Origin of the sequence: Microbacterium sp. NPDC091382 (assembly GCF_044757025.1) — a bacterium.
Classification (GTDB): Bacteria; Actinomycetota; Actinomycetes; order Actinomycetales; family Microbacteriaceae; genus Microbacterium.
On the sequence record NZ_JBIVUD010000003.1, the window covers coordinates 309,600 to 329,712 of the forward strand.

20 protein-coding genes are annotated in these 20,113 nt (G+C 69.9%); 14 read left to right on the plus strand and 6 right to left on the minus strand.

The window, feature by feature from the left end; all coding sequences use genetic code 11:
* Window positions 1-39 precede the first annotated feature (39 nt).
* From atpE to ACIQLK_RS12980, 8 genes are all read left to right on the plus strand, one after another.
* Window positions 40-285, plus strand: a complete 246-nt coding sequence (gene atpE, locus ACIQLK_RS12945; RefSeq protein WP_036312539.1) for a F0F1 ATP synthase subunit C — start codon at window positions 40-42, stop codon at window positions 283-285.
* A gap of 31 nt (window positions 286-316) precedes the next feature.
* Window positions 317-868, plus strand: a complete 552-nt coding sequence (locus ACIQLK_RS12950; RefSeq protein ID WP_400365197.1) for a F0F1 ATP synthase subunit B — start codon at window positions 317-319, stop codon at window positions 866-868.
* Complete coding sequence (locus ACIQLK_RS12955) at window positions 868-1,656, plus strand: F0F1 ATP synthase subunit delta (protein ID WP_400365198.1); 789 nt, start codon at window positions 868-870, stop codon at window positions 1,654-1,656. The genes ACIQLK_RS12950 and ACIQLK_RS12955 overlap by 1 nt, the downstream gene beginning before the upstream one ends.
* 74 nt (window positions 1,657-1,730) lie before the next feature.
* Window positions 1,731-3,371: a F0F1 ATP synthase subunit alpha gene (atpA, locus tag ACIQLK_RS12960; RefSeq protein WP_400365199.1), complete on the plus strand. Its 1,641-nt coding sequence runs from the start codon at window positions 1,731-1,733 to the stop codon at window positions 3,369-3,371.
* Window positions 3,372-3,394: 23 nt separating this feature from the next.
* Window positions 3,395-4,291: a F0F1 ATP synthase subunit gamma gene (locus ACIQLK_RS12965; protein WP_400365200.1), complete on the plus strand. Its 897-nt coding sequence runs from the start codon at window positions 3,395-3,397 to the stop codon at window positions 4,289-4,291.
* A gap of 22 nt (window positions 4,292-4,313) precedes the next feature.
* Window positions 4,314-5,762 carry a F0F1 ATP synthase subunit beta gene (gene atpD / locus ACIQLK_RS12970; RefSeq protein ID WP_400365201.1) on the plus strand — a complete coding sequence of 483 codons (1,449 nt, stop codon included), beginning with the start codon at window positions 4,314-4,316 and terminating at the stop codon, window positions 5,760-5,762.
* 1 nt (window position 5,763) lies between these two features.
* Entirely contained in the window at window positions 5,764-6,024 is a 261-nt protein-coding gene (locus tag ACIQLK_RS12975) for a F0F1 ATP synthase subunit epsilon (protein ID WP_018188622.1), read from the plus strand.
* 63 nt (window positions 6,025-6,087) lie between these two features.
* Complete coding sequence (locus ACIQLK_RS12980; protein WP_400365202.1) at window positions 6,088-6,855, plus strand: YaaA family protein; 768 nt, start codon at window positions 6,088-6,090, stop codon at window positions 6,853-6,855.
* Here ACIQLK_RS12980 and ACIQLK_RS12985 read toward each other — a convergent pair.
* Entirely contained in the window at window positions 6,845-7,384 is a 540-nt protein-coding gene (locus tag ACIQLK_RS12985; RefSeq protein WP_400365203.1) for a DUF4870 domain-containing protein, read from the minus strand. The genes ACIQLK_RS12980 and ACIQLK_RS12985 overlap by 11 nt on opposite strands.
* A 177-nt stretch (window positions 7,385-7,561) precedes the next feature.
* Between ACIQLK_RS12985 and ACIQLK_RS12990 the strand changes: the two genes are divergently transcribed.
* Both ACIQLK_RS12990 and ACIQLK_RS12995 read left to right on the plus strand, forming a co-directional pair.
* Entirely contained in the window at window positions 7,562-8,380 is an 819-nt protein-coding gene (locus tag ACIQLK_RS12990) for a PP2C family protein-serine/threonine phosphatase (RefSeq protein ID WP_400365204.1), read from the plus strand.
* 66 nt (window positions 8,381-8,446) lie between these two features.
* Window positions 8,447-11,170, plus strand: coding sequence for an FtsK/SpoIIIE domain-containing protein (locus ACIQLK_RS12995; RefSeq protein WP_400365205.1), 2,724 nt, complete (start codon window positions 8,447-8,449; stop codon window positions 11,168-11,170).
* Window positions 11,171-11,188: 18 nt separating this feature from the next.
* Here the strand turns inward: ACIQLK_RS12995 and ACIQLK_RS13000 are convergent, their stop codons facing one another.
* On the minus strand, window positions 11,189-12,178 hold the full coding sequence (locus tag ACIQLK_RS13000) for an asparaginase (protein WP_400365206.1): 990 nt from the start codon (window positions 12,176-12,178) through the stop codon (window positions 11,189-11,191).
* Between the two features lie 61 nt (window positions 12,179-12,239).
* On the opposite strand from ACIQLK_RS13000, the gene ACIQLK_RS13005 reads away from it, so the two are divergent.
* Entirely contained in the window at window positions 12,240-12,710 is a 471-nt protein-coding gene (locus ACIQLK_RS13005) for an OsmC family protein (protein ID WP_400365207.1), read from the plus strand.
* A 22-nt stretch (window positions 12,711-12,732) separates the two neighbouring features.
* Here ACIQLK_RS13005 and ACIQLK_RS13010 read toward each other — a convergent pair whose 3' ends face one another.
* A complete protein-coding gene (locus tag ACIQLK_RS13010; protein WP_400365208.1) occupies window positions 12,733-13,512 on the minus strand; it encodes a lysophospholipid acyltransferase family protein in 780 nt (259 codons plus the stop codon).
* A 142-nt stretch (window positions 13,513-13,654) separates the two neighbouring features.
* On the opposite strand from ACIQLK_RS13010, the gene ACIQLK_RS13015 reads away from it, so the two are divergent.
* A complete protein-coding gene (locus ACIQLK_RS13015) occupies window positions 13,655-14,614 on the plus strand; it encodes an FKBP-type peptidyl-prolyl cis-trans isomerase (protein ID WP_400365209.1) in 960 nt (319 codons plus the stop codon).
* Window positions 14,615-14,656: 42 nt separating this feature from the next.
* Window positions 14,657-15,739, plus strand: coding sequence for a 1-deoxy-D-xylulose-5-phosphate reductoisomerase (dxr, locus tag ACIQLK_RS13020; RefSeq protein ID WP_400365210.1), 1,083 nt, complete (start codon window positions 14,657-14,659; stop codon window positions 15,737-15,739).
* A gap of 7 nt (window positions 15,740-15,746) precedes the next feature.
* On the opposite strand, the gene ACIQLK_RS13025 is transcribed toward dxr, so the two are convergent.
* The 3 genes from ACIQLK_RS13025 to ACIQLK_RS13035 all read right to left on the minus strand — a co-directional run bounded on the left by ACIQLK_RS13025 (window position 15,747) and on the right by ACIQLK_RS13035 (window position 18,706).
* Window positions 15,747-17,321 carry a Mur ligase family protein gene (locus tag ACIQLK_RS13025; protein WP_400365211.1) on the minus strand — a complete coding sequence of 525 codons (1,575 nt, stop codon included), beginning with the start codon at window positions 17,319-17,321 and terminating at the stop codon, window positions 15,747-15,749.
* A gap of 40 nt (window positions 17,322-17,361) precedes the next feature.
* On the minus strand, window positions 17,362-18,048 hold the full coding sequence (locus tag ACIQLK_RS13030) for a DUF1775 domain-containing protein (protein ID WP_400365212.1): 687 nt from the start codon (window positions 18,046-18,048) through the stop codon (window positions 17,362-17,364).
* A gap of 79 nt (window positions 18,049-18,127) precedes the next feature.
* Complete coding sequence (locus ACIQLK_RS13035) at window positions 18,128-18,706, minus strand: hypothetical protein (protein ID WP_400365214.1); 579 nt, start codon at window positions 18,704-18,706, stop codon at window positions 18,128-18,130.
* An 83-nt stretch (window positions 18,707-18,789) separates the two neighbouring features.
* Here ACIQLK_RS13035 and ACIQLK_RS13040 point away from each other — a divergent pair, with 83 nt between their 5' ends.
* Window positions 18,790-20,106 carry a M50 family metallopeptidase gene (locus ACIQLK_RS13040; RefSeq protein ID WP_400365216.1) on the plus strand — a complete coding sequence of 439 codons (1,317 nt, stop codon included), beginning with the start codon at window positions 18,790-18,792 and terminating at the stop codon, window positions 20,104-20,106.
* Window positions 20,107-20,113 lie beyond the last annotated feature (7 nt).

Sequence of the window (20,113 nt, forward strand, 5' to 3'; positions counted from 1 at the left end):
GGCGCACGCCGAGCCATCCAACCGAAAGGAAACACCTCCGTGGACGCAACTACGGTTCTCGCCGCCCTGCACGGCAACATCGCCACCGTCGGCTACGGTCTTGCCGCCATCGGTCCCGCCATCGGCGTGGGTATCGTCGTCGGAAAGACGATCGAAGGCGTCGCCCGCCAGCCCGAGCTGGCCGGTCGCCTTCAGGTCCTGATGTTCATCGGTATCGCGTTCACCGAGGCACTCGCCTTCATCGGCATCGCGACCTACTTCATCTTCACGAACGTCACTCCGTAATCTCGCTTCGATCGCACTGTAAGGAGACAGGATGCTGAACGCTCTTGTCATTGCTGCCGAAGAAGGCGAGTCGTACAACCCGCTGATCCCGGCGATCTACGACATCGTCTGGTCCGCGGTCTGTTTCTTCGTGATCCTCTTCGTCTTCTGGCGGGTTGCCCTGCCCAAGATGCAGGCTCTGCTCGACCAGCGCTCTGCTGCCATCGAGGGCAACATCGCGAAGGCCGACGAGGCGCAGCGCAAGGCTGAGGCTGCTCTCGAGGAGTACACGGCCCAGCTGGCCGAGGCTCGCAAGGAAGCCGGCGAGATCCGTGAGACCGCCCGCGAGGACGGTAAGAAGATCGTCGCCGAGGCGAAGGACACCGCATCGGCCGAGGCCGCGCGTCTGACCTCCGCCGCGCACCACCAGATCGAGGCTGAGCGCCAGACGGCACTCGTCTCGCTGCGCAGCGAAGTGGGCACGCTCGCCCTCGACCTCGCCGGCGGGGTCATCGGTGAGACGCTCTCCGACGACGCCAAGGCCAAGGCCGTGGTCGACCGCTTCCTGGCCGACCTCGAATCCTCCGAGAAGGCGGCGAAGTAATGGGCAGCGCGACCACTCAAGCCCTCGCGGCGACGACGTCGGCCCTCACGGCCGCGCCGGGCGTCGACCTCGGTGTCGCCCGCGAGCTCTTCGCCGCGGTGCGCACCCTGGCCGGCTCGTCGCAGCTGAGCGGCGCGCTCTCCGATGCGTCGGCACCCGCCGAGGCGCGACGCAAGGTGGTTTCGAGCGTCTTCGGCGGGTACTCGGCAGGGACCGTGGCGGTTCTGGATGCGGCTGTCGCGCAGCGCTGGTCGTCCGCGGACGACCTGATCTCGGGCATCGAGGAGGCGGGCGTCCGCGCCGCCGCCATCGCCGAGCCGCAAGTCGACCTCGAGGCGGAGCTGTTCTCCGTGGCCCGCACGATCGCCGCGAATCCCGAGCTCGAGCTCGCGCTGGGAAGCCGGTTGGGCGACTCCGCCGCGAAGGGCGCTCTCGTCGAGAACCTGCTAAACGGCCGTGCGGCCGAGGCGACGACGATCGTCGTGTCCTCGCTCGTCCAGATCCCGCGTGAGCGTCGCGTCCGCTCGATGCTCAGCCGTGCGCTGCGCGTGGTCGCCGACCAGCGCGGCCGGGCCGTGGCGACCGTCTTCGCGGCAGCCGACCTGACCGACGAGCAGTCGTCGCGTCTGCAGAGCACGCTGGCCGCTCGCTACGGCACCGAGGTCTCGCTGAACGTCGTCGTCGACCCCGCGGTCGTCGGCGGTGTCCGCATCGAGATCGGCGACGACGTGATCGACGCCACCGTCTCGTCCCGACTGGGCGATCTCCGCCAGCGTCTGGCGGGCTGACTCTTCCCGCTCCACCGAGGAGCGGACCCGGCAGGCCAGGTGCCCGCCACAAGACCTCACTAAGAAGGAAGACCATGGCAGAACTGTCCATCAGCCCCGACGTCATCCGTGACGCGCTGAAAGACTTCGTCGCCGCCTACGAGCCCACCGGGGCAGCGGCGACCGAGGTCGGCACCGTCGTCGACGCCGCGGACGGCATCGCCCACGTCGAGGGTCTGCCCGGCGTCATGGCGAACGAGCTCGTGCGCTTCGAGAACGGCGTCGAGGGCCTCGCGCAGAACCTCGACGAGCATGAGATCGGTGTCGTCGTGCTCGGCGACTTCTCCGGCGTCGAAGCCGGCCAGAAGGTCACCCGCACGGGCGAGGTCCTCTCGGTCGGCGTCGGCGAGGGCTACCTCGGCCGTGTCGTCGACCCGCTCGGCAACCCGATCGACGGTCTCGGCGAGATCGCCACGACGGGCCGTCGCGCCCTCGAGCTGCAGGCGCCCGGCGTCATGCAGCGCAAGTCGGTCCACGAGCCCATGCAGACCGGCATCAAGGCCATCGACGCGATGATCCCCGTCGGTCGGGGTCAGCGCCAGCTCATTATCGGTGACCGCCAGACCGGCAAGACGGCGATCGCGATCGACACGATCATCAACCAGAAGGCCAACTGGGAGTCGGGCGACGTCACGAAGCAGGTCCGCTGCATCTACGTCGCGATCGGCCAGAAGGGCTCGACCATCGCTTCGGTGAAGGGCGCGCTCGAGGACGCCGGTGCCATGGACTACACGACGATCGTCGCGGCCCCGGCATCCGACCCCGCCGGCTTCAAATACCTCGCTCCCTACACCGGCTCGGCCATCGGCCAGCACTGGATGTACGAGGGCAAGCACGTCCTGATCATCTTCGACGACCTGTCGAAGCAGGCCGAGGCCTACCGTGCGGTGTCGCTCCTCCTGCGTCGTCCGCCGGGCCGCGAGGCGTACCCCGGTGACGTCTTCTACCTGCACTCGCGTCTGCTCGAGCGTTGCGCGAAGCTGTCCGACGAGCTCGGCGCCGGATCGATGACGGGTCTTCCCATCATCGAGACGAAGGCCAACGACGTCTCGGCGTACATCCCGACCAACGTGATCTCGATCACCGACGGCCAGATCTTCCTGCAGTCCGACCTCTTCAACGCCAACCAGCGTCCCGCAGTCGACGTGGGTATCTCGGTCTCGCGTGTCGGCGGTGACGCCCAGGTGAAGTCGATCAAGAAGGTCTCGGGAACGCTCAAGCTCGAGCTCGCCCAGTACCGCTCGCTCGAGGCCTTCGCGATGTTCGCGTCCGACCTCGACGCCGCGTCGCGTCGTCAGCTCGCCCGTGGTGCGCGTCTGACGGAGCTCCTCAAGCAGCCGCAGTACTCGCCGTACCCCGTCGAGGAGCAGGTCGTCTCGATCTGGGCCGGAACGAACGGCAAGCTCGACACGATCGAGGTGGAGGACGTCCTCCGCTTCGAGCGCGAGCTGCTCGACCACCTGAAGCGCAACACGTCGATCCTCGACACGCTGCGCGAGTCGAACGTCCTCGGTGACGACACCGTCGCCGAGCTCGACAAGGCGGTCGACGCGTTCGTCCTCGAATTCCAGGGCGGCAAGGGTCAGGCACTCGGCGCGCCGGGTCACGAAGAGGTCGCTGCTGCGGACGTCGACGACGTGAACCAGGAGAAGATCGTCAAGGGCCGCCGCGGCTGACGCCGACGGGAGACTCATAACCAATGGGCGCACAACTCAGGGTCTACAAGCAGAAGATCTCTTCTGCTCAGACGACCAAGAAGATCACGAAGGCGATGGAACTCATCGCGGCTTCGCGCATCCAGAAGGCGATGGCACGCGTCCGCGCGTCCAACCCCTTCGCGCGGGCCGTGACGCGTGCCGTCTCCGCCGTGTCGACGCACTCGAACGTGCAGCACCCGCTGACCACCGAGCGGGAGCAGATCCGTCGCTCCGCCGTCGTCGTCTTCGGTTCCGACCGAGGCCTCGCCGGTGCGTTCAACTCGCAGGTCATCCGCGAGGCGCTGCAGCTCGGCGAGCTGCTGCGCAGCGAGGGCCGGGAGCCGGTGTACTACCTCATCGGTCGCAAGCCGGTCGGCTTCTTCCAGTTCCGTCGCATCGCGACGGCGGGGGAGTGGATCGGGGACACCGACACGCCGGCGTTCTCGACGGCCGAGGAGATCGCGGCGGCGCTGATCGCGGCATACGAGCTCGGTGGCGAAGAGGGCGGCGTGGACGAGATCAACCTCGTCTACAACCGCTTCGTCAGCATGATGACGCAGACGCCGGAAACGGTCCGTCTGCTGCCGCTCGAGGTCGTCGAGGCGGATGACACGGCATCGAGCCAGGTCTACCCGCTCTACGAGTTCGAACCGGATGCCGAGACGGTGCTCGACGCGCTTCTCCCGGTGTACGTGCAGAGCCGCGTCTTCAACGCGCTACTGCAGTCGTCCGCCGCGAAGCAGGCCGCCACGCAGAAGGCGATGAAGTCCGCCAGCGACAACGCCGACAAGCTCATCACCGACTACACCCGCCTGCGCAACAACGCGCGTCAGGCCGAGATCACGCAGCAGATCGCCGAGATCGTCGGCGGCGCCGACGCCCTCGCGTCGGGCAAATAGACCACACGAAAGAAGAGAAGCCATGAGCCTCACCGCTGAGAAGACGGAGACCCCCGTCGTCGGTCGCGTCGCGCGCGTCACCGGCCCGGTCGTCGACATCGAGTTCCCGCACGACTCGATCCCCGAGGTCTACAACGCCCTCAAGACCACCATCACCATCGACGGCGAGTCGACCGAGATCACGCTCGAGGTCGCGCAGCACCTCGGCGACGACCTCGTCCGCGCCATCTCGCTCAAGCCCACCGACGGCATGGTCCGCGGCCAGGAGGTGCGCGACACCGGCGGCCCCATCACGGTCCCCGTCGGCGACGTCACCAAGGGCAAGGTCTTCAACGTCACGGGCGACGTCCTCAACGCCGCTCCCGGCGAGACCATCGAGGTCACCGAGCGATGGGGCATCCACCGCCAGGCTCCGAACTTCGACCAGCTCGAGTCCAAGACCGAGATGTTCGAGACCGGCATCAAGAGCATCGACCTCCTGACCCCCTACGTGCAGGGTGGAAAGATCGGTCTTTTCGGTGGCGCCGGTGTCGGCAAGACCGTCCTCATCCAGGAGATGATCCAGCGCGTCGCGCAGGACCACGGTGGTGTGTCGGTGTTCGCCGGTGTCGGTGAGCGCACCCGTGAGGGCAACGACCTCATCGGTGAGATGGAAGAGGCGGGTGTCTTCGACAAGACGGCTCTCGTCTTCGGCCAGATGGACGAGCCGCCGGGGACCCGTCTGCGCGTCGCTCTGTCGGCCCTGACGATGGCGGAGTACTTCCGCGACGTCCAGAAGCAGGACGTCCTCCTGTTCATCGACAACATCTTCCGTTTCACGCAGGCCGGTTCCGAGGTCTCGACGCTGCTGGGTCGCATGCCCTCCGCCGTCGGTTACCAGCCGAACCTCGCCGACGAGATGGGTGTGCTCCAGGAGCGCATCACGTCGACCCGCGGTCACTCGATCACTTCGCTGCAGGCGATCTACGTCCCCGCTGACGACTACACCGACCCGGCTCCGGCGACCACGTTCGCCCACCTCGACGCGACCACCGAGCTCTCGCGTGAGATCGCATCGAAGGGTCTGTACCCCGCGATCGACCCGCTGACCTCGACGAGCCGCATCCTCGACCCGCGCTACATCGGTGAGGACCACTACCGCGTGGCCACCTCGGTGAAGCAGATCCTGCAGAAGAACAAGGAACTGCAGGAGATCATCGCCATCCTCGGTGTCGACGAGCTCTCCGAAGAGGACAAGATCGTCGTGTCGCGTGCACGTCGCATCCAGCAGTTCCTCTCGCAGAACACCTACATGGCGAAGAAGTTCACCGGCGTCGAGGGCTCCACGGTCCCGATCAAGGAGACGATCGAGTCGTTCGACGCGATCGTCAAGGGTGACTTCGACCACGTCGCCGAGCAGGCCTTCTTCAACGTCGGCGGCATCTCCGACGTCGAAGAGAAGTGGGCGCAGATCCAGAAGGAGAACGGCTGACATGGCGCTGACCGTCACCCTCGTCTCCGCTGAGGCGGAGGTCTGGCACGGCGAGGCGAGCCTCGTCGTTGCCAAGACGGTCGAGGGCGAGATCGGCTTCATGGCCGGTCACGAGCCCGTGCTCGCGATCCTCGCCGAAGGACAGGTCCGCATCACGCAGTCGAACGGCGAGAAGATCGTCGCGACCGCGGAGGACGGCTTCCTCTCGATGGAGAACGACGAGCTCACCATCGTGGCCGGGAACGCAGCCCTGCAGTCCTGACACCTTTTCGCGCAGCGCCGTCCGGTTCGCCGGGCGGCGCTGCGTTTTTCCCGGAGGTCTTCCGTGCTCATCCTGCTTCCACCGTCCGAGACGAAGCGCGTCGGCGGGGACGGTCCGTCATGGCGGGCCGACGCGCTGTCGTTCCCGGGTCTTCGAGCCGAACGCGATCGCGTGGTCGACGCACTCATCACGCTGAGCGCCGACGAGGATGCCGCGGCCCGCGTGCTGAAGCTCTCGGAGCGGCAGCGCCCCGAGATCGCGGTCAATGCCGCACTCCGGACGTCCCCGACGCTCCCGGCCGTCGACCGTTACACCGGGGTCCTGTTCGACGCCCTCGACGCGCCGTCGCTGGACTCACCCGCGCGACAGTGGCTCTCGTCCCACGTCGCGATCCACTCCGCGCCCTTCGGGATCGTCCGCGCGCTCGACCCGCTGCCCGCCTACCGTCTGGGAGCCGGCATCCGCGTTCCCGGTCTGCCGTCGACGCGATCCATCTGGGCGGATGCCGTGGGTGACGCCATCGCAGCGGCGTCGCCGTCGTTCGTGCTCGACTTGCGCTCCGAGGCGTACGTCGCATTGGGGCCGGTGCCCAGCGGCATCCCGCAGGCGTACGTCCGCGTGGTCGCGGAGGCTCCGGGTGGTGCGGTCCGTGCGCTCAACCACTTCAACAAGCACGCGAAGGGGGAGCTGGTGCGCCGGCTCGCCCTGACCCGACCGGACGCGACGGATGCCGCCGCGCTCATGAGATGGGCGCAGGACGAGAAGATCGTCCTGCGCCCATCTGCGGCTGCCGGCGAGTGGGAGCTCGTCGTCCCCGCGGTTACGAGATGAGACGGAGCGTCACCGGGTAGCGGTAGCTCCCGCCGGCGTTCACGCGCACGCCGCCCAAGATCGAGAACACGATGTTGACGACCCAGATGGCGACGGGCAGGAGTCCGATGATCCAGCCGATGACCGGGATCCAGCCCAGCACGAGGGCGGCGATGTTCGCCACGATGATGGCGATCGTGAACGTGATCTGCCAGTTCAGGGCTTCCTTCCCCTCGGTGTTGGTGCGTGGGCCCCGATCCTTGAAGACCAGCCAGATGATCAGTGCCGGCAGGAACCCGATGATGCCGCCGAAGTGGGCGAAGGACGCCCACTGTTTGTCCTGGTCAGGGGGCAGCGGGGCCCCGGCGGGCGCCTGAGAATAGGGCTGCTGGGTGTACGGCTGCTGCGGCGGAGGCTGCTGACCGTACGCCTGCTGCGGGGGCGGCGGGGCGGAGTACCCGCCGGGCGTCTGGTTGGTCGGGGGTGTGGGCGCGCCGGCCGGAGGGGGAGACGCGGGACCGTCGTGCGGCGGCGTGTTCGGGTCTGACATCGATCTGCCCTTCTGTCGGCGACGCCGCACAGGCGGCGTTCAGCGCGTGCGCGCTGGCTCAGCGAAACCGTACTGGGCGCACCGAGTCGATCGCAACGGGTAGTGCCGCATGATGACGGGGGCGCCGTCGACTAGAGTGTGAGGACGCTGCGCCGATCAGGAAAGAAGGGTGGGAGCGTGCCCGAAGCCGTCACCTCATCCCGCGTCGTCCCTACGGGCGCGGGCTCCATCGAGGTGCGCTGGGCGGAGGTCACCCACCAGGGGCGCCGCCGTGAGAACAATCAGGATGCCGTGCTGTCGGCGTTCCCGCTGTTCGTCGTCGCCGACGGCATGGGCGGTCACATCGGCGGCGAGATCGCGAGCTCCCGAACGGTCGAGCGTCTGTCCGCTGCGGTGGAGCGCGGCACGGTGTCGCCCGACGTGATCGAGGACGCCCTGGAGCGCGCCGTCGACGACATCGCCTCCCACGCCGAGACGACCGACGACGGCACCGGCACGACGGTCACGGGCGTGTACCTCGACCTCACCGGCGACGAGCCGACGTGGGTCACCCTCAACATCGGCGATTCACGCGTATACCTGCTCCGCGACGGAGCGCTCGCGCAGATCACCACCGACCATTCCGTGGTCCAAGAGCTCATCGCCGCCGGGCGTCTCAGCCCCGAAGAGGCCGAGAACCACCCGTACGGCAACGTCATCACGCGTGCGGTCGGCCCGAGCGACGGCGTCGTCCCGGACTACGTCCGACTCGAGGTCGTCGACGGCGATCGCTTCGTCGTCTGCAGTGACGGGCTCACGAAGGAGCTGACCGACTACGGGATCCTCCACTTCCTGCTGCAGAACGACGACCCCGCAGCCGCGGTCGACGCAATGCTCGAGGCGGCATTGGAGAACGGCGGACGCGACAACGTGACGGTCATCGTCGTGAGCGCGCACGTGATGTCTGCGGAGGCGGACACCGCGACGGCAGAGATCTCCTCCCCGGTCTCCTCCTGATCGGAACCCTCCACAGGTCGCTCCGCTCGAGGGCCGGCGGCGCGGAATCTTGCGCATCGTGGATGCGTGTCCTCCCTCTCTCGCGATGATCCGCTGACCCTGCCGCGCCGCGCCGCTGCCACACCGAGACCGCCGGTCCCGGTGTGGACGGCGGTGATCCCCGTCATCGGAGCAGTCATACTTTGGGCCGTCACCGGATCGGTATACGCGCTTCTGTTCGCCGCACTCGGTCCGCTCATCGCCGTCGCGTCGGTCGCCGACGCGGCGCGGACGTCGCGACGCACCGCGCGAAAGGATGCCGCCTCGACCGCGCGGGAGCTGGCCGCCGCGGAAACGGAGGTGGAACGTCGTCACGCCGAGGAGCGCGAGCAGCGATGGGCCACTCATCCCGACGTCCCTCGGTTCCTCGCGCGGCCCGAGTCGATCTGGCGCGCGGTGCCCGAGCGCGAGCAGTCGCTCGTGATCGGCTCAGGGGAGGACGCCAGTGAGCTCCGCGTCTCCGGCGGGGACGGCGACGACGATGCGATCGCGCTGCGACGCGCTGCCGGTGTGGTGACGAACGTCCCGATTCTCGTCCCGATGACGACGGGTGTCGCCGTCGTCGGGCCCCCCGCGATCGCTGCTGCGGTCGCACGGGCGCTCGCGGTTCAGGCGCTGCTGTGCCTGGCGCCGGGACGGCTGCGCCTCGGAGACGGCGGTCCCGCCTGGACGGATGCGGCGCCCCACCGAGCCGCGGCCGTGGGGCCCCTGCTCCAGATCCTCGAAGCGGGCGGCGTCGTGGGCGGCGACGTGGACATCCCCCTCATCGTGGTGCCCGACGGCGCGCCGCCGCCCCCGCGCTGCGGCGCCGTTCTGCGGATGACCGGTCCGACGACGGCGCGTCTCGACCTCGACGGGCGCATCCGCGACGTGACGGTCGATGTCGTGAGCGAGGCGCAGGCCGCGCGTGTGATGCGGGTGCTCGCCGACCGCGCCGCCCGCGCGCTCGGGCACGCGGCCGACGAACCGCTCACGCTCCGAACCGCGTGGGAGACGGCACCGGCGGCGCGCCCGGGGACACTCCCCGCGGCGTTCGCGGGCGCGGGCGGGACGGCCGTGCCGATAGACCTCGTCGTCGACGGACCGCACGCGGTGGTCATCGGGATGACGGGAGCGGGCAAGAGCGAGCTCTTGACCTCGTGGGTGGTTTCTCTGTGCTCCACGCACTCGCCTACGCAGCTCGGGTTCCTCCTCGTCGATTTCAAGGGCGGCAGGACATTCGACCACCTCGCGCCGCTGCCGCACGTCACCGGAGTCCTCACGGATCTCGACGAGCCGACGACGCTGCGGGCGATCGAGAGTCTCCGCGCGGAGGTGCGATATCGCGAGCGGGCTCTGGCCGCCGTCGGCGCGCGCGACATCGACGAGGCAGACGACGCCCTCGGAAGGCTCATCATCGTCGTCGACGAGTACGCCGCGCTCGTCGCCGCGCATCCGATCCTGCACGACCTGTTCGGCGACCTCGCCGCGAGGGGGCGGGCACTCGGCATCCACCTCATCCTCGCCGCGCAGCGCGCGAACGGCGTGTTCCGCGACGCGGTCCTCGCCAACGCGCCGCTGCGGATCGCGCTCCGCGTTGCGGACGGAGCGGATTCGCGCGCGGTCCTCGGGGTCGAGGACGCATGTCGGCTCTCCGGTCGCGCCGAGGCGCGCGGGACCGCCCTCATCCGGCGGAGCCGCGACACCGCACCTCACGTGGTCCGTGTCGCGCTCTGCCCGTCCGACCTCGTGACGAGCGTCGCGCAGCGGCACACGGGCGCCCGAGCGCGACGCCCGTGGCTCCCCGCGCTCCCGCAGCGCATCCCACTCGAGACGAACGCCGCGAGGGCGGGCGTCCTGCTGGCCGTCGCCGACGAGCCGGAGCATCAGCGGCAGCAGGAGGTCATGTGGAGCGACGCGGCCCTGGCGGTGATCGGGGGGCCCGGCAGCGGACGGAGCGGGGTGTTGCGCGCGGTAGCCGCCCAGACCGCTGTCGTGCGGGTGCCCGCGGATCCGGAGGCAGCGTGGGACGCGATCGCTGCGCTGGAGCATGCGCGGAGCGGGACGACGGTGCTGATCGACGACCTCGACGCGATCATCTCCGGGCTGCCCGGAGAATACGGCGCAGCGGCCTCCGATGCGCTCGATCGTGCACTGCGGGGAGCGCGGACACGCGGCGTCCGAATCGTCCTCGCGACGCAGCGCGTCGGAGCGGGGATCGGTCGCCTCCTCGAGCTCGTGCCGCGACGTCTGATCCTCGGTACGGCATCCCGCACCGACCACGTCGCGGCCGGCGGCGAGGCCGCCGACTTCGTACCGGACCTCCCGCCCGGGCGCGGGCGCCTCGGGCGCACGCTCGTTCAGGTCGTCGATGTCGACGAGCCCGACGTCGAGGAGCGGGGTGCCCGGCCTCCCGTGTGGCGACCGGGACGGCGCCCCGCGGCCGTCGTCGTTCCCGCCGGGCCTCGATCCCGGCGGCTCATCGCGACGTGGGAGGGTATCGGGATCCGCGTGAGTCGGATCGATGCGGGAACGACGCTCGAGCGAGGGAGCGTCGTCGTCGGCTCACCGGACGCCTGGCTCGGGCAGTGGCGTCTTCTCGCCGCGGCTCGGGCCGACGCGGATCTCATCATCGACGCCGCGTGTGCGAACGAGTACCGCGCGCTCGTGGGCTCCCGAGAACTGCCGCCGTTCCTTCTGCCGGGAGTCGGCCGTGCGTGGCTGCACGCACCCGAGCGGGCGGTGCGACGTGTCGTCCTCGAGGACGCATAGATGCGGTCCGCAGCGGGGTCAGACGGTGGGACGGATGACGCCGACGTCCCTGCCCCCGCCTGTCACCGTCAGCGGCAGGTCGCCGAGGGTGCGGGCGACGTCCGCGGCCTGAAGCGCACCCGCACGGACGAGCAGCGTCAACGCCGTGACGACGCCCGCGCGGTTGCTGCCGTCGAGCATCTTGAGCACGACGGTCGTGCCGTCGGGGGCGACCATCGACATGACCCCCTCCGCGCCGTGCTTGGCGAACACTCCCAGCCGTTCCGTCACGACCGAGTCCGGCTGGCCGGGTCCCTGGATCACCCACGGGTGCTCGCGGACTGCGCGTACGAGAGCGCCGGCGCTGCGATGCAGCGCGAACGGCGAGCGTTCCGAGGACGCACCGATGCGGTGGACGGCCCGCGCGAGCGCGGCGAGGCTCATCGCATGCACGGGCGCGCCGCATCCATCGACCGCCGTCACGGAGATCTTCGTACCGGTCAGCCGCTCCACGACCTCGCGGGTGTGGACCTGGAGCGGATGCTGCGGGTCGAGATAGCTCGCCATGTCCCAGCCGTTGACCTGGCAGGCGAGCAGCATCGCCGCGTGCTTGCCCGAGCAGTTCATCCGCACGCGCTGAGGCCCGATGAGCTCCCGGGTCATCTCGTCCCGTGCGGCCGCGTCTCCGGGCCAGGAGGGCGGGCAGAGGAGGGCGTCCTCGGCGACGCCCGCCATGTTGAGGATGTCGGTCACGAGCGTCACATGCCGGTCGGTGCCCGAGTGACTCGCCGTCGCGACGGCGAGGTGCGGGCCGTCGAGCGCTGCGCCCGCGGACACGCTCGCAAGCGCCTGCATCGGCTTGAGCGCAGACCGGGGGAGGATCGGGGAATCGACGTCTCCGAGAGACGACACGACACCCCCGTCCGTGTCGAGCACGATCGCCGAACCCGCGTGGCGGGACTCGACGAAACCGCTCCGCTCGACGACGGCGAGTTCGACGGCATCCGTCACGGCGAAGGTCTCAGGCACCCGCCAAGCCTACCCAGCCTCTCCGGCGCGGCCGTGGCTCCGAGCGTGCAAGACTGGCCGCGTGCACGACGAACACCACTATCGCGTCAACGCTCGATGGACCGGGGACCGGGGCACCGGGACGAGCGGTTACCGGGATTACGACCGGGACGTGACCCTCCGCGTCGACGGCAAACCGGATCTCCTCGGCTCGAGCGACCGCCCGTTCCGCGGCGACCGGACTCGCTGGAACCCCGAGGATCTGCTCCTTGCGGCTCTGTCGGAGTGCCATCTGCTGTCGTACCTCCACGCCTGCGTCACCGCGGGCGTCGTCGTGACCTCGTACGAGGACGACGCGACGGGCACCCTGGTGCTGGACGGGAAAGGCGGAGGCGCCTTCCGTGAGGTCATCCTCCGCCCTCGGGTGACCGTCGCCGACGAGGCGATGATCCCCGCCGCCGAGGCGGCGCACCGTCAGGCGAACGAGTGGTGCTTCATCGCGAACTCGGTCAACTTCCCCGTGCGCCACGAGGCGGTCGTCACGGCAGCGTGAACCCGGGACATGCGCGGATCGGTCAGCGCCGCTCGTGGGGGAGCACCTGCTTGAGGCGTTCCACCGGGTTCTGCGCCGGGACCTCGTTGTACGCGCCCGCCAGTTCCTGCCCCGAAAGCGCGTGGATCGCCGCCATGATGTCGTCGGTCGCCTGTCGCCGGGCACGGCCGGACGATGACGCACCGTGGTGCGAGAGATCGATCGGCTCGCCGTAGCGGATCGTCACGCGGGGAGAGAGCCGAGGCCACTTGGCGCCGACCGGCATCGCGTCGTTGGTCCCCACGATTCCGACCGGCACGACCTTGGCCCCGGTCTCGAGGGCGAGGAAGGCGACACCGGTGCGCCCCTTGTAAAGGCGTCCGTCCAGCGAGCGCGTGCCTTCGGGGTAGAGGGCGATCGCTTTACCGGACTGCAGGATGCGGCGCTGCTGGTCCAAGGCGTCGAGGGCGGCCTGGCCGGCGCCGCGCTGAACCGGGGTGGCGCCGAGGGCGCGGAAGAAGCGATTGCTGAACCAGCCCTTCACGCCGCCGCCGTCGAAGTAGCTCGACTTGGCGAGGAAGTACACGGGGCGCGGGGCGAACAGCGGCAGCACGAACGAGTCGATGAAGCTCAAGTGGTTGCTGGCGAGGATGATCGGTCCCGACCGGGGGATGTTCTTCGCACCCTCGATGCGGGGGCGGTAGAAGAGTCGTGCGAGCGGTCCGAACCCCCAGCGAACGAGATAGTAGAGTCCGCCGGCGCGGGCGAGTTCATCTGCGGACGACTCGGCGGAGGTCTCGGGTGGAGTCGGCGCTTCGGTCACCAGAAGAGGGTACTGCCAAACCCATGCGCGTCCCGACATGACGGATCCGCCGATCCGCGGACGAATCGGAGCGACTCACACCCCGGACAAAAGAACCTGGGGGAGGATGTAACGACTCCCCGTTCATCTGTGAGGTTCATCCGTGCGTCTTCGTCCCTTCGCCGCCGTCTCCGCCGCCGCTGCGGCCGTCCTCATCCTGGCCGGGTGCGCGGCCGGTCAGGGCTCGGCCCAGCCCACCGGGACTGCGGCCGCAGATCTCTGCGCCGCGGCGGCTCCGTCCGGTTCGGCATCCGAGTCCGTCAAGGTCGACGGCGACGCCGGTAAGCCCTCGAAAGCGACGTTCACGACTCCGCTGGAGCCGAAGGAACTCGAAGTGACCGTGCTCGACGAGGGCAAGGGCAAGGCCGTCAAGCCCGGCGAATTCGTCTCGTACGCGATGACCGCCTACAACGCGAAGACCGGCGACGAGCTTGCCACCGTCGGGTACAAGCCCGGTGAGTTCCTCCCCTCGCAGCTGTCGGCGGACTCGGTCCTCGGCCAGGTGTTCGGATGCGGCAAGATCGGTGAGCGCGTCGTCGCCGCGTTCCCCGCGACCGACAAGGCCCAGGCCGAGGTCTACGTGCTCGACCTGCTCGGCACCGTGCCGACGGCCGCGTGGGGCGAGCCGCAGGAGGCGCCCGCGGGCTTCCCGAAGGTGGAGCTCGCTCCCACCGGGGCACCGAAGGTCACGATCCCGAAGGGCGAGGAGCCGCCGACCGAGACCGAGCTCGCCGTCCTCAAGAAGGGCGACGGCTACACCGTGAAGAAGGGCGACTACGCCCTCATCCAGTACACGGGCGTACGGTGGTCGAACGGTGCGACGTTCGATTCGACGTGGGACAAGGGGACGCCGATCGCGTATCCCACGACGCAGTACGTCGAGGGCTTCCAGAAAGCCCTCGAGGGGCAGACCGTGGGGTCTCAGGTCCTCGTCGTGATCCCGCCCGCCGAAGGCTACGGCGAAGGAAAGATCAACGAGACCGACCTGAAGGGCGAGACGATCGTCTTCGTCGTCGACATCCTCGGCGCGCAGTCGCCCACGGCGGGTTCCCCCGAGGACTGACGCTTCGGCGGCGCCTCGACGCCCGCCGGTAGGGTGAGGGCTATGCGACGCATCCTGATCCTGGGTTCCACCGGCTCGATCGGAACGCAGGCGCTCGATGTCATCCGCGCGAACCGCGACCGGTTCCAGGTCGTCGGTCTCGCCGCGGGGCGCGATCGCGACGGGATGCAGGTGCAGGCCGACGAGTTCGGCGTGAGCGAGACCGCGCTCGGCGCGGCCGATGCCGAGCGCCTCGTCCGCAATGTCGAGGCCGACGTGGTCGTCAACGGCATCACCGGCTCCGTCGGGCTCGGGCCGACCCTCGCGGCCCTCGAGTCAGGGGCGGTGCTCGCGCTGGCCAACAAGGAGTCGCTCATCGTGGGTGGGCCGCTCGTGACGAAGCTCGCGGCCCCCGGTCAGATCGTCCCGGTCGACTCCGAGCACTCAGCGATCGCGCAGTGCCTTCGGTCAGGTGACCCGGCCGAAGTGCGCCGGCTCGTCCTCACCGCCTCGGGGGGACCGTTCCGAGGACGCACGCGCGACCGATTGCGTGATGTCACGCCTCGCGAGGCCCTCGCGCATCCGACCTGGGACATGGGACGCGTCGTGACGACCAACTCCGCGACGCTCGTCAACAAGGGCCTCGAGGTCATCGAGGCGCACCTCCTCTTCGGCATCCCCTACGACCGCATCGACGTCACCGTCCACCCTCAGTCGATCGTGCACTCGATGGTCGAGTTCATCGACGGCTCGACGATCGCCCAGGCGTCCCCGCCCGACATGCGCCTGCCGATCTCGCTCTCGCTCGACTGGCCGCATCGCGTCGCCGGTGTCGGCGCTCCGCTGGACTGGACCTCGGCGTCGACCTGGACCTTCGAGCCGCTCGACGCCGATGCCTTCCCGAGCGTAGGCCTCGCCAAGCAGGTCGGGGTCGCCGGAGCGACCTATCCGGCCGTGTTCAACGCCGCCAACGAGCAGGCGGTCGATGCCTTCCACGAGGGTGCGCTGCCGTTCCTCGGCATCGTCGACACGATCTCGCGGGTCGTCGACGCGCACGATGCCCCGAGCGAGCTCACCCGGGAGTCTCTCGCCGAGGCCGAGCGGTGGGCACGGGAAACGGCGGATCGGGTGATCGCCGAGCGCTGAGCGAGGCTCAGCCCGGGATCGGCCAGCCGCTGCGCCGAAGCGCGTCCCGTGCAGCGCCCGCCGCATCGAAGGGCGTCCGGACGCCCTGGATCTCGCGGTAGTGCTGATGGCCCGGTCCCGCCCAGAGGATCGCGTCGCCGTCACCGGCCAGCGAGACGGCCGTCGCGATCGCCTCTTCCGGAGGCGTCACCTCGCGGATGACCGCATCGGGCTTCGCCGCGAGGGCCCCGTCGATAAGAGCGCGTCGGATCAGTTCGGGGTCCTCTGAGCGAGGATGCTGGTCCGTGATGACGAGGATGTCGCTCCCGAGCGCTGCGACGGCGCCCATGTCGGCACGCTTCGTGGTGTCGCGGTCGCCGTTGGCCCCGCAGACCATGATCACGCGTCCGGGCGTGACCCGGCGCACCGCGTCGAGCGTCTTGGCGAACGCGTCGGGGGAGTGGCCGAAGTCGAGATAGAGCGCGGGGCCCCGCTCGCCTGAGAGCCGCTCGATGCGGCCGGGAAGGCGGGCGTCGATGCGTCGGCCGTCGATGAGGCCGGTCAGCGCCGCCCACTCCCATCCGGCTTCGAGCAGCATCACGATGGCGACGCCCGCGTTCGAGGCCATGTGCGGGCCGATGACGGGAACGGTGGTCGTGAGTGCGCCGGCCGGGCCGCTGAGGGTGAACGTCGTGCCCTCAGGGGTCTCCGACGTGATCTCCACCCGCCAGTCGGCTGCGACGGTCGGGTCCTCGGCGATCGCCGGGGTGAGGACGGTCGTGGCGGGGATGCCGGTGGTCGCCGCGATCCGAATGCCCGCCGGCTGGTCGACGCAGATTACGGCCCGTCGCGCGCGTGCCGGAGTGAACAGCGCTGCCTTGGCGGCGAGGTACTCCGTCATGTCGCGGTAGTCGTCGAGGTGGTCGTGCGACAGGTTGGTGAATCCGGCGACGTCGAAATGGAGCCCGTCGACGCGGTGGCGCGTGAGTGCCTGAGCGCTCACCTCGACGAGGATCGCCTGCACGTCGCGCTCACGCATGAGGCCGATGAGGGCATGCATCTCGGACGCCTCGGGCGTCGTCAACCGCGACGGGATCACCTCGCCCGCGATGTGACGCTCCGCGGTCGAGGACAGGCCCGTGACGACGCCGAGGCCGTGCAGCATCCCCTCCATGAGGTGGGTGACGCTCGTCTTGCCGTTCGTGCCGGTGACGGCCAGGAGCGGGGGGAGCGCGGCATCCGCTCCCGTCCCGTAGACGAGCGCCGACAGATCTCCGAGGATCGCGCGGGGGTTCTCGACGACGAGGACGGGAACCCGGGCGTCCGCCAGGAGCGCGGCGCCGGCGGCATCCGTCACGACGGCGACGGCACCCTGCGCAATCGCGTCGGCGGCGAACTCCGCGCCGTGCCGGTGCACGCCGCGAACGGCGACGAACAGCTCGCCGGGGCGGAGGTCGGCCGTGGCCAGGGTCACGCCGCGGACGCTGACTCCGTCGAAGACCTCGCGCGCGTCGACGCCGAGATGCGCCGCGATGTCGGCGAGGGGCACGGCCGTCGGAGCCGACGGCCGGAGGACGGGTGGCGGGGCGGAGGGGTTCTGCATGGTCCCTCCATCATCGCATCCGGCCTCCGGCCGGCCCGGCTCAGACCCTGCGGCGGTTCAGAATCGCGACGACGAGCGCGGCCGCTCCCAGGACGAGGGCTCCGCCGCCGAGCCACGTGGCGATCGGGTCGGTGGAGGTCGTCTCGGTCGCCGCCGGTGCGGCGGCGACGTGCTCGTCGTGGTCGCCGTCGTCATCGTGGTCCGACGACGCCGCCGAGGCCGCGCCGACCGCGACGACGGGGGCGGGGGACTCGAGCGATTCGGGGTCCTCGCCGTCCTTGGCGATCTGATTCCACTCGGTCTCCCCGGACACGCACTCCTGCGTCACAGGGAAGGCGACGTCGGTGCCGCCGACCTTCGACGAGAACAGCGCGTCGAAGGATGCCGAGGCGGCGTAGCCGTTCTCGATCGGTGTGATGGCGGTGTAGGTCAGCTGCGTCGGGACGTTGTTCTCGCCGAGGACGCGGCTGACCTTCCACACGCCGTCGACGACGGGGGTGACGTTGTCGACCCCCTGCGGGATGTCGAAGACGAGCGCGGTGGTCGCTGCACCGTCGCAGCCGTGGCTGAACGAGAACTCCAGGCGCGAGGTCGCGCCGGCGGCGGCCCCGTCGGCGTGGACGTGCACATGCGCGGATGCCGCCAAGGGAGCGGCGAGGACGAGGGCGCCGCCGAGGGCGAGGCCGGTGAGGGTGAGCGCGGAACGGCGCGCAGAACGGGTGGTCATGATCGAGGTCTCCGTGAGGGATGCGGGCCCGGGGCCCGCGGATGAATGGTGAGCGTCGGCCGCTGCGGGAGCGGCGGGCTCAGCGCGGCGGGCCGCGTCGGGAGAGGTCGGCGAGAAGCAGCCGGGGCCGCGGACGACGCGGCAGCGGGCCGGCCGCGGTCGGCACAGGCGTCGGTGAGAGGAGCGCAGGCGTCCGGAGGCGCAGGAGGTAGCGGATGCCGCGGGCCGTGGCGCGCAGCATCCGTTCGCCGTGGCAGACCATCGCTGCGGTCACGATCGCCGCGACGACGTGGGCCGACAGCATGCCGGTGTCCGGTGGGGCACCGGCAGCGGCGGTGGCGTCGAGGATGAGGCGGCCGTGATGGTGCGTCCCCCAGATCCCGTGCGGTTCCGCACCGCCGACCAGCGCGAACGCGGTGTGCAGCAGCGCCTGCGCGGACACGACCGCCAGGGCCGTGCGGACCGACCCGGGACGGCGTCCCACGATCGCCAGCGCGAGCGGCCACGACAGGAGCATCACCGTGAGGACGAGCCACGGCGCGGGAGGGATGCCGCCTCCGAGGGTGTGCGCGGCGGACGCTGTGAGAGTGGCGATCGCCGCCGCTCCGCCCGCTCGCACGACGCGTGCGCGACGCGAGTCGACGGGGCGGAGGATCACCCCACCAGCCTAGATCGGGAGCGTCCCGGTGGTGGCGAGCGCGGTCATCGCAGGTTCATAGTGAGCGGGGGTAGCGTCGGCTCGTGACCGTTCTCGCATTCATCGTCGGCGTCCTCGTGCTGGTGGTCGGACTCGCCGTCTCCATCGCCCTCCATGAGGTCGGACACCTGGCCCCGGCGAAGGCGTTCCGCGTGCGTGTCAGCCAGTACATGATCGGCTTCGGTCCGCGGATCTTCTCGCGTCGGATCGGCGAGACGGAGTACGGCTTCCGGCTGCTCCCGCTCGGCGGGTTCATCTCGATGGCCGGCATGTACCCGCCGTCGAAGGCGGCGGCCGCCGGGGAACCCGAGGGCGGCCCCGTCCGCCGTCGACGCCTGTTCGAAGCGATGATCCAGGACGCCCGCGTCGTCAACGAGGAGACGCTCCAGGGAGACGGTGCGGAGCGCGCCTTCTATCGACTTCCCGTCTACAAGCGGGTCATCATCATGCTCGGTGGGCCGGTGATGAACCTCGTGCTCGCCGTGATCCTGTTCGGCATCGTCTTCTCGGGCATCGGTCTGCAGACAGCGACGACGACGGTCGCCGCCGTCAACGAGTGCGTCCTGCCGGCCGGGACGTCCCAGACGGCGTGCGCCCCCGAAGACCCCGCATCCCCGGCGGCGGCCGCCGGCATCCGTCCGGGCGATGTCCTCGTCTCGGTGGACGGGACCGCCGTCGACACCTTCGCCGAGGCATCCGCGATCATCCAGAAGTCCCCGGGCGCCACCCTTCCGGTCGTCGTGGATCGCGACGGCCGCCGCGAGACGCTCCAGGTCACCCCCGTGCTCGCCACCCGTCAGATCGCGGGGGAGGACGGGACCTCGAAGACGGCCGAGGTCGGCTTCGTCGGGATGACCGCCACGGTCGCGCGGGTCCCGCAGCCGATCTGGGACGGACCGCAGGCGGCGATCGAGCAGACCGGACGGGTCATGGGGATCATCTGGCAGCTCCCGGCGCGCGTCTACCAGACAGCGGTGGACACGTTCACGGGTGCCGGACGCGATCCGAACGGACCGCTCTCGGTCGTCGGCGCCGGCCGCATCGCGGGCGAGGTCGCGGCGACCGAAGCTCCCGTGCTCGACCGGATCTCGGGCATGCTCACCCTGCTCGGGTCGCTGAACATCGCCCTGTTCGTCTTCAACCTCGTGCCGCTGCTCCCGCTCGACGGCGGTCACATCGTGGTGGCGCTCTGGGACGGACTCAAGCGTGCCTGGGCACGACTGACGGGGCGCCGCGCACCGCGACCTGTCGACGCCACGAAGCTCGTCCCCGTCACCTACGTCGTCGTGATCGGTCTCATCCTCATGGGCGGGACGCTGATCCTCGCCGACATCGTCAACCCGGTCCAGCTGTTCGGCTGACGTCGCG

What these genes read in the sequence shown, in the direction of transcription:
- ACIQLK_RS12950 (WP_400365197.1), top strand. Translation starts at nt 317, where the DNA reads ATGCTGAACGCTCTTGTCATTGCTGCCGAAGAAGGCGAGTCGTACAAC.
- ACIQLK_RS12955 (WP_400365198.1), top strand. Translation starts at nt 868, where the DNA reads ATGGGCAGCGCGACCACTCAAGCCCTCGCGGCGACGACGTCGGCCCTC.
- atpA (WP_400365199.1), top strand. Translation starts at nt 1,731, where the DNA reads ATGGCAGAACTGTCCATCAGCCCCGACGTCATCCGTGACGCGCTGAAA.
- ACIQLK_RS12965 (WP_400365200.1), top strand. Translation starts at nt 3,395, where the DNA reads ATGGGCGCACAACTCAGGGTCTACAAGCAGAAGATCTCTTCTGCTCAG.
- atpD (WP_400365201.1), top strand. Translation starts at nt 4,314, where the DNA reads ATGAGCCTCACCGCTGAGAAGACGGAGACCCCCGTCGTCGGTCGCGTC.
- ACIQLK_RS12975 (WP_018188622.1), top strand. Translation starts at nt 5,764, where the DNA reads ATGGCGCTGACCGTCACCCTCGTCTCCGCTGAGGCGGAGGTCTGGCAC.
- ACIQLK_RS12985 (WP_400365203.1), bottom strand. Translation starts at nt 7,384, where the DNA reads ATGTCAGACCCGAACACGCCGCCGCACGACGGTCCCGCGTCTCCCCCT.
- dxr (WP_400365210.1), top strand. Translation starts at nt 14,657, where the DNA reads ATGCGACGCATCCTGATCCTGGGTTCCACCGGCTCGATCGGAACGCAG.
- ACIQLK_RS13025 (WP_400365211.1), bottom strand. Translation starts at nt 17,321, where the DNA reads ATGCAGAACCCCTCCGCCCCGCCACCCGTCCTCCGGCCGTCGGCTCCG.
- ACIQLK_RS13030 (WP_400365212.1), bottom strand. Translation starts at nt 18,048, where the DNA reads ATGACCACCCGTTCTGCGCGCCGTTCCGCGCTCACCCTCACCGGCCTC.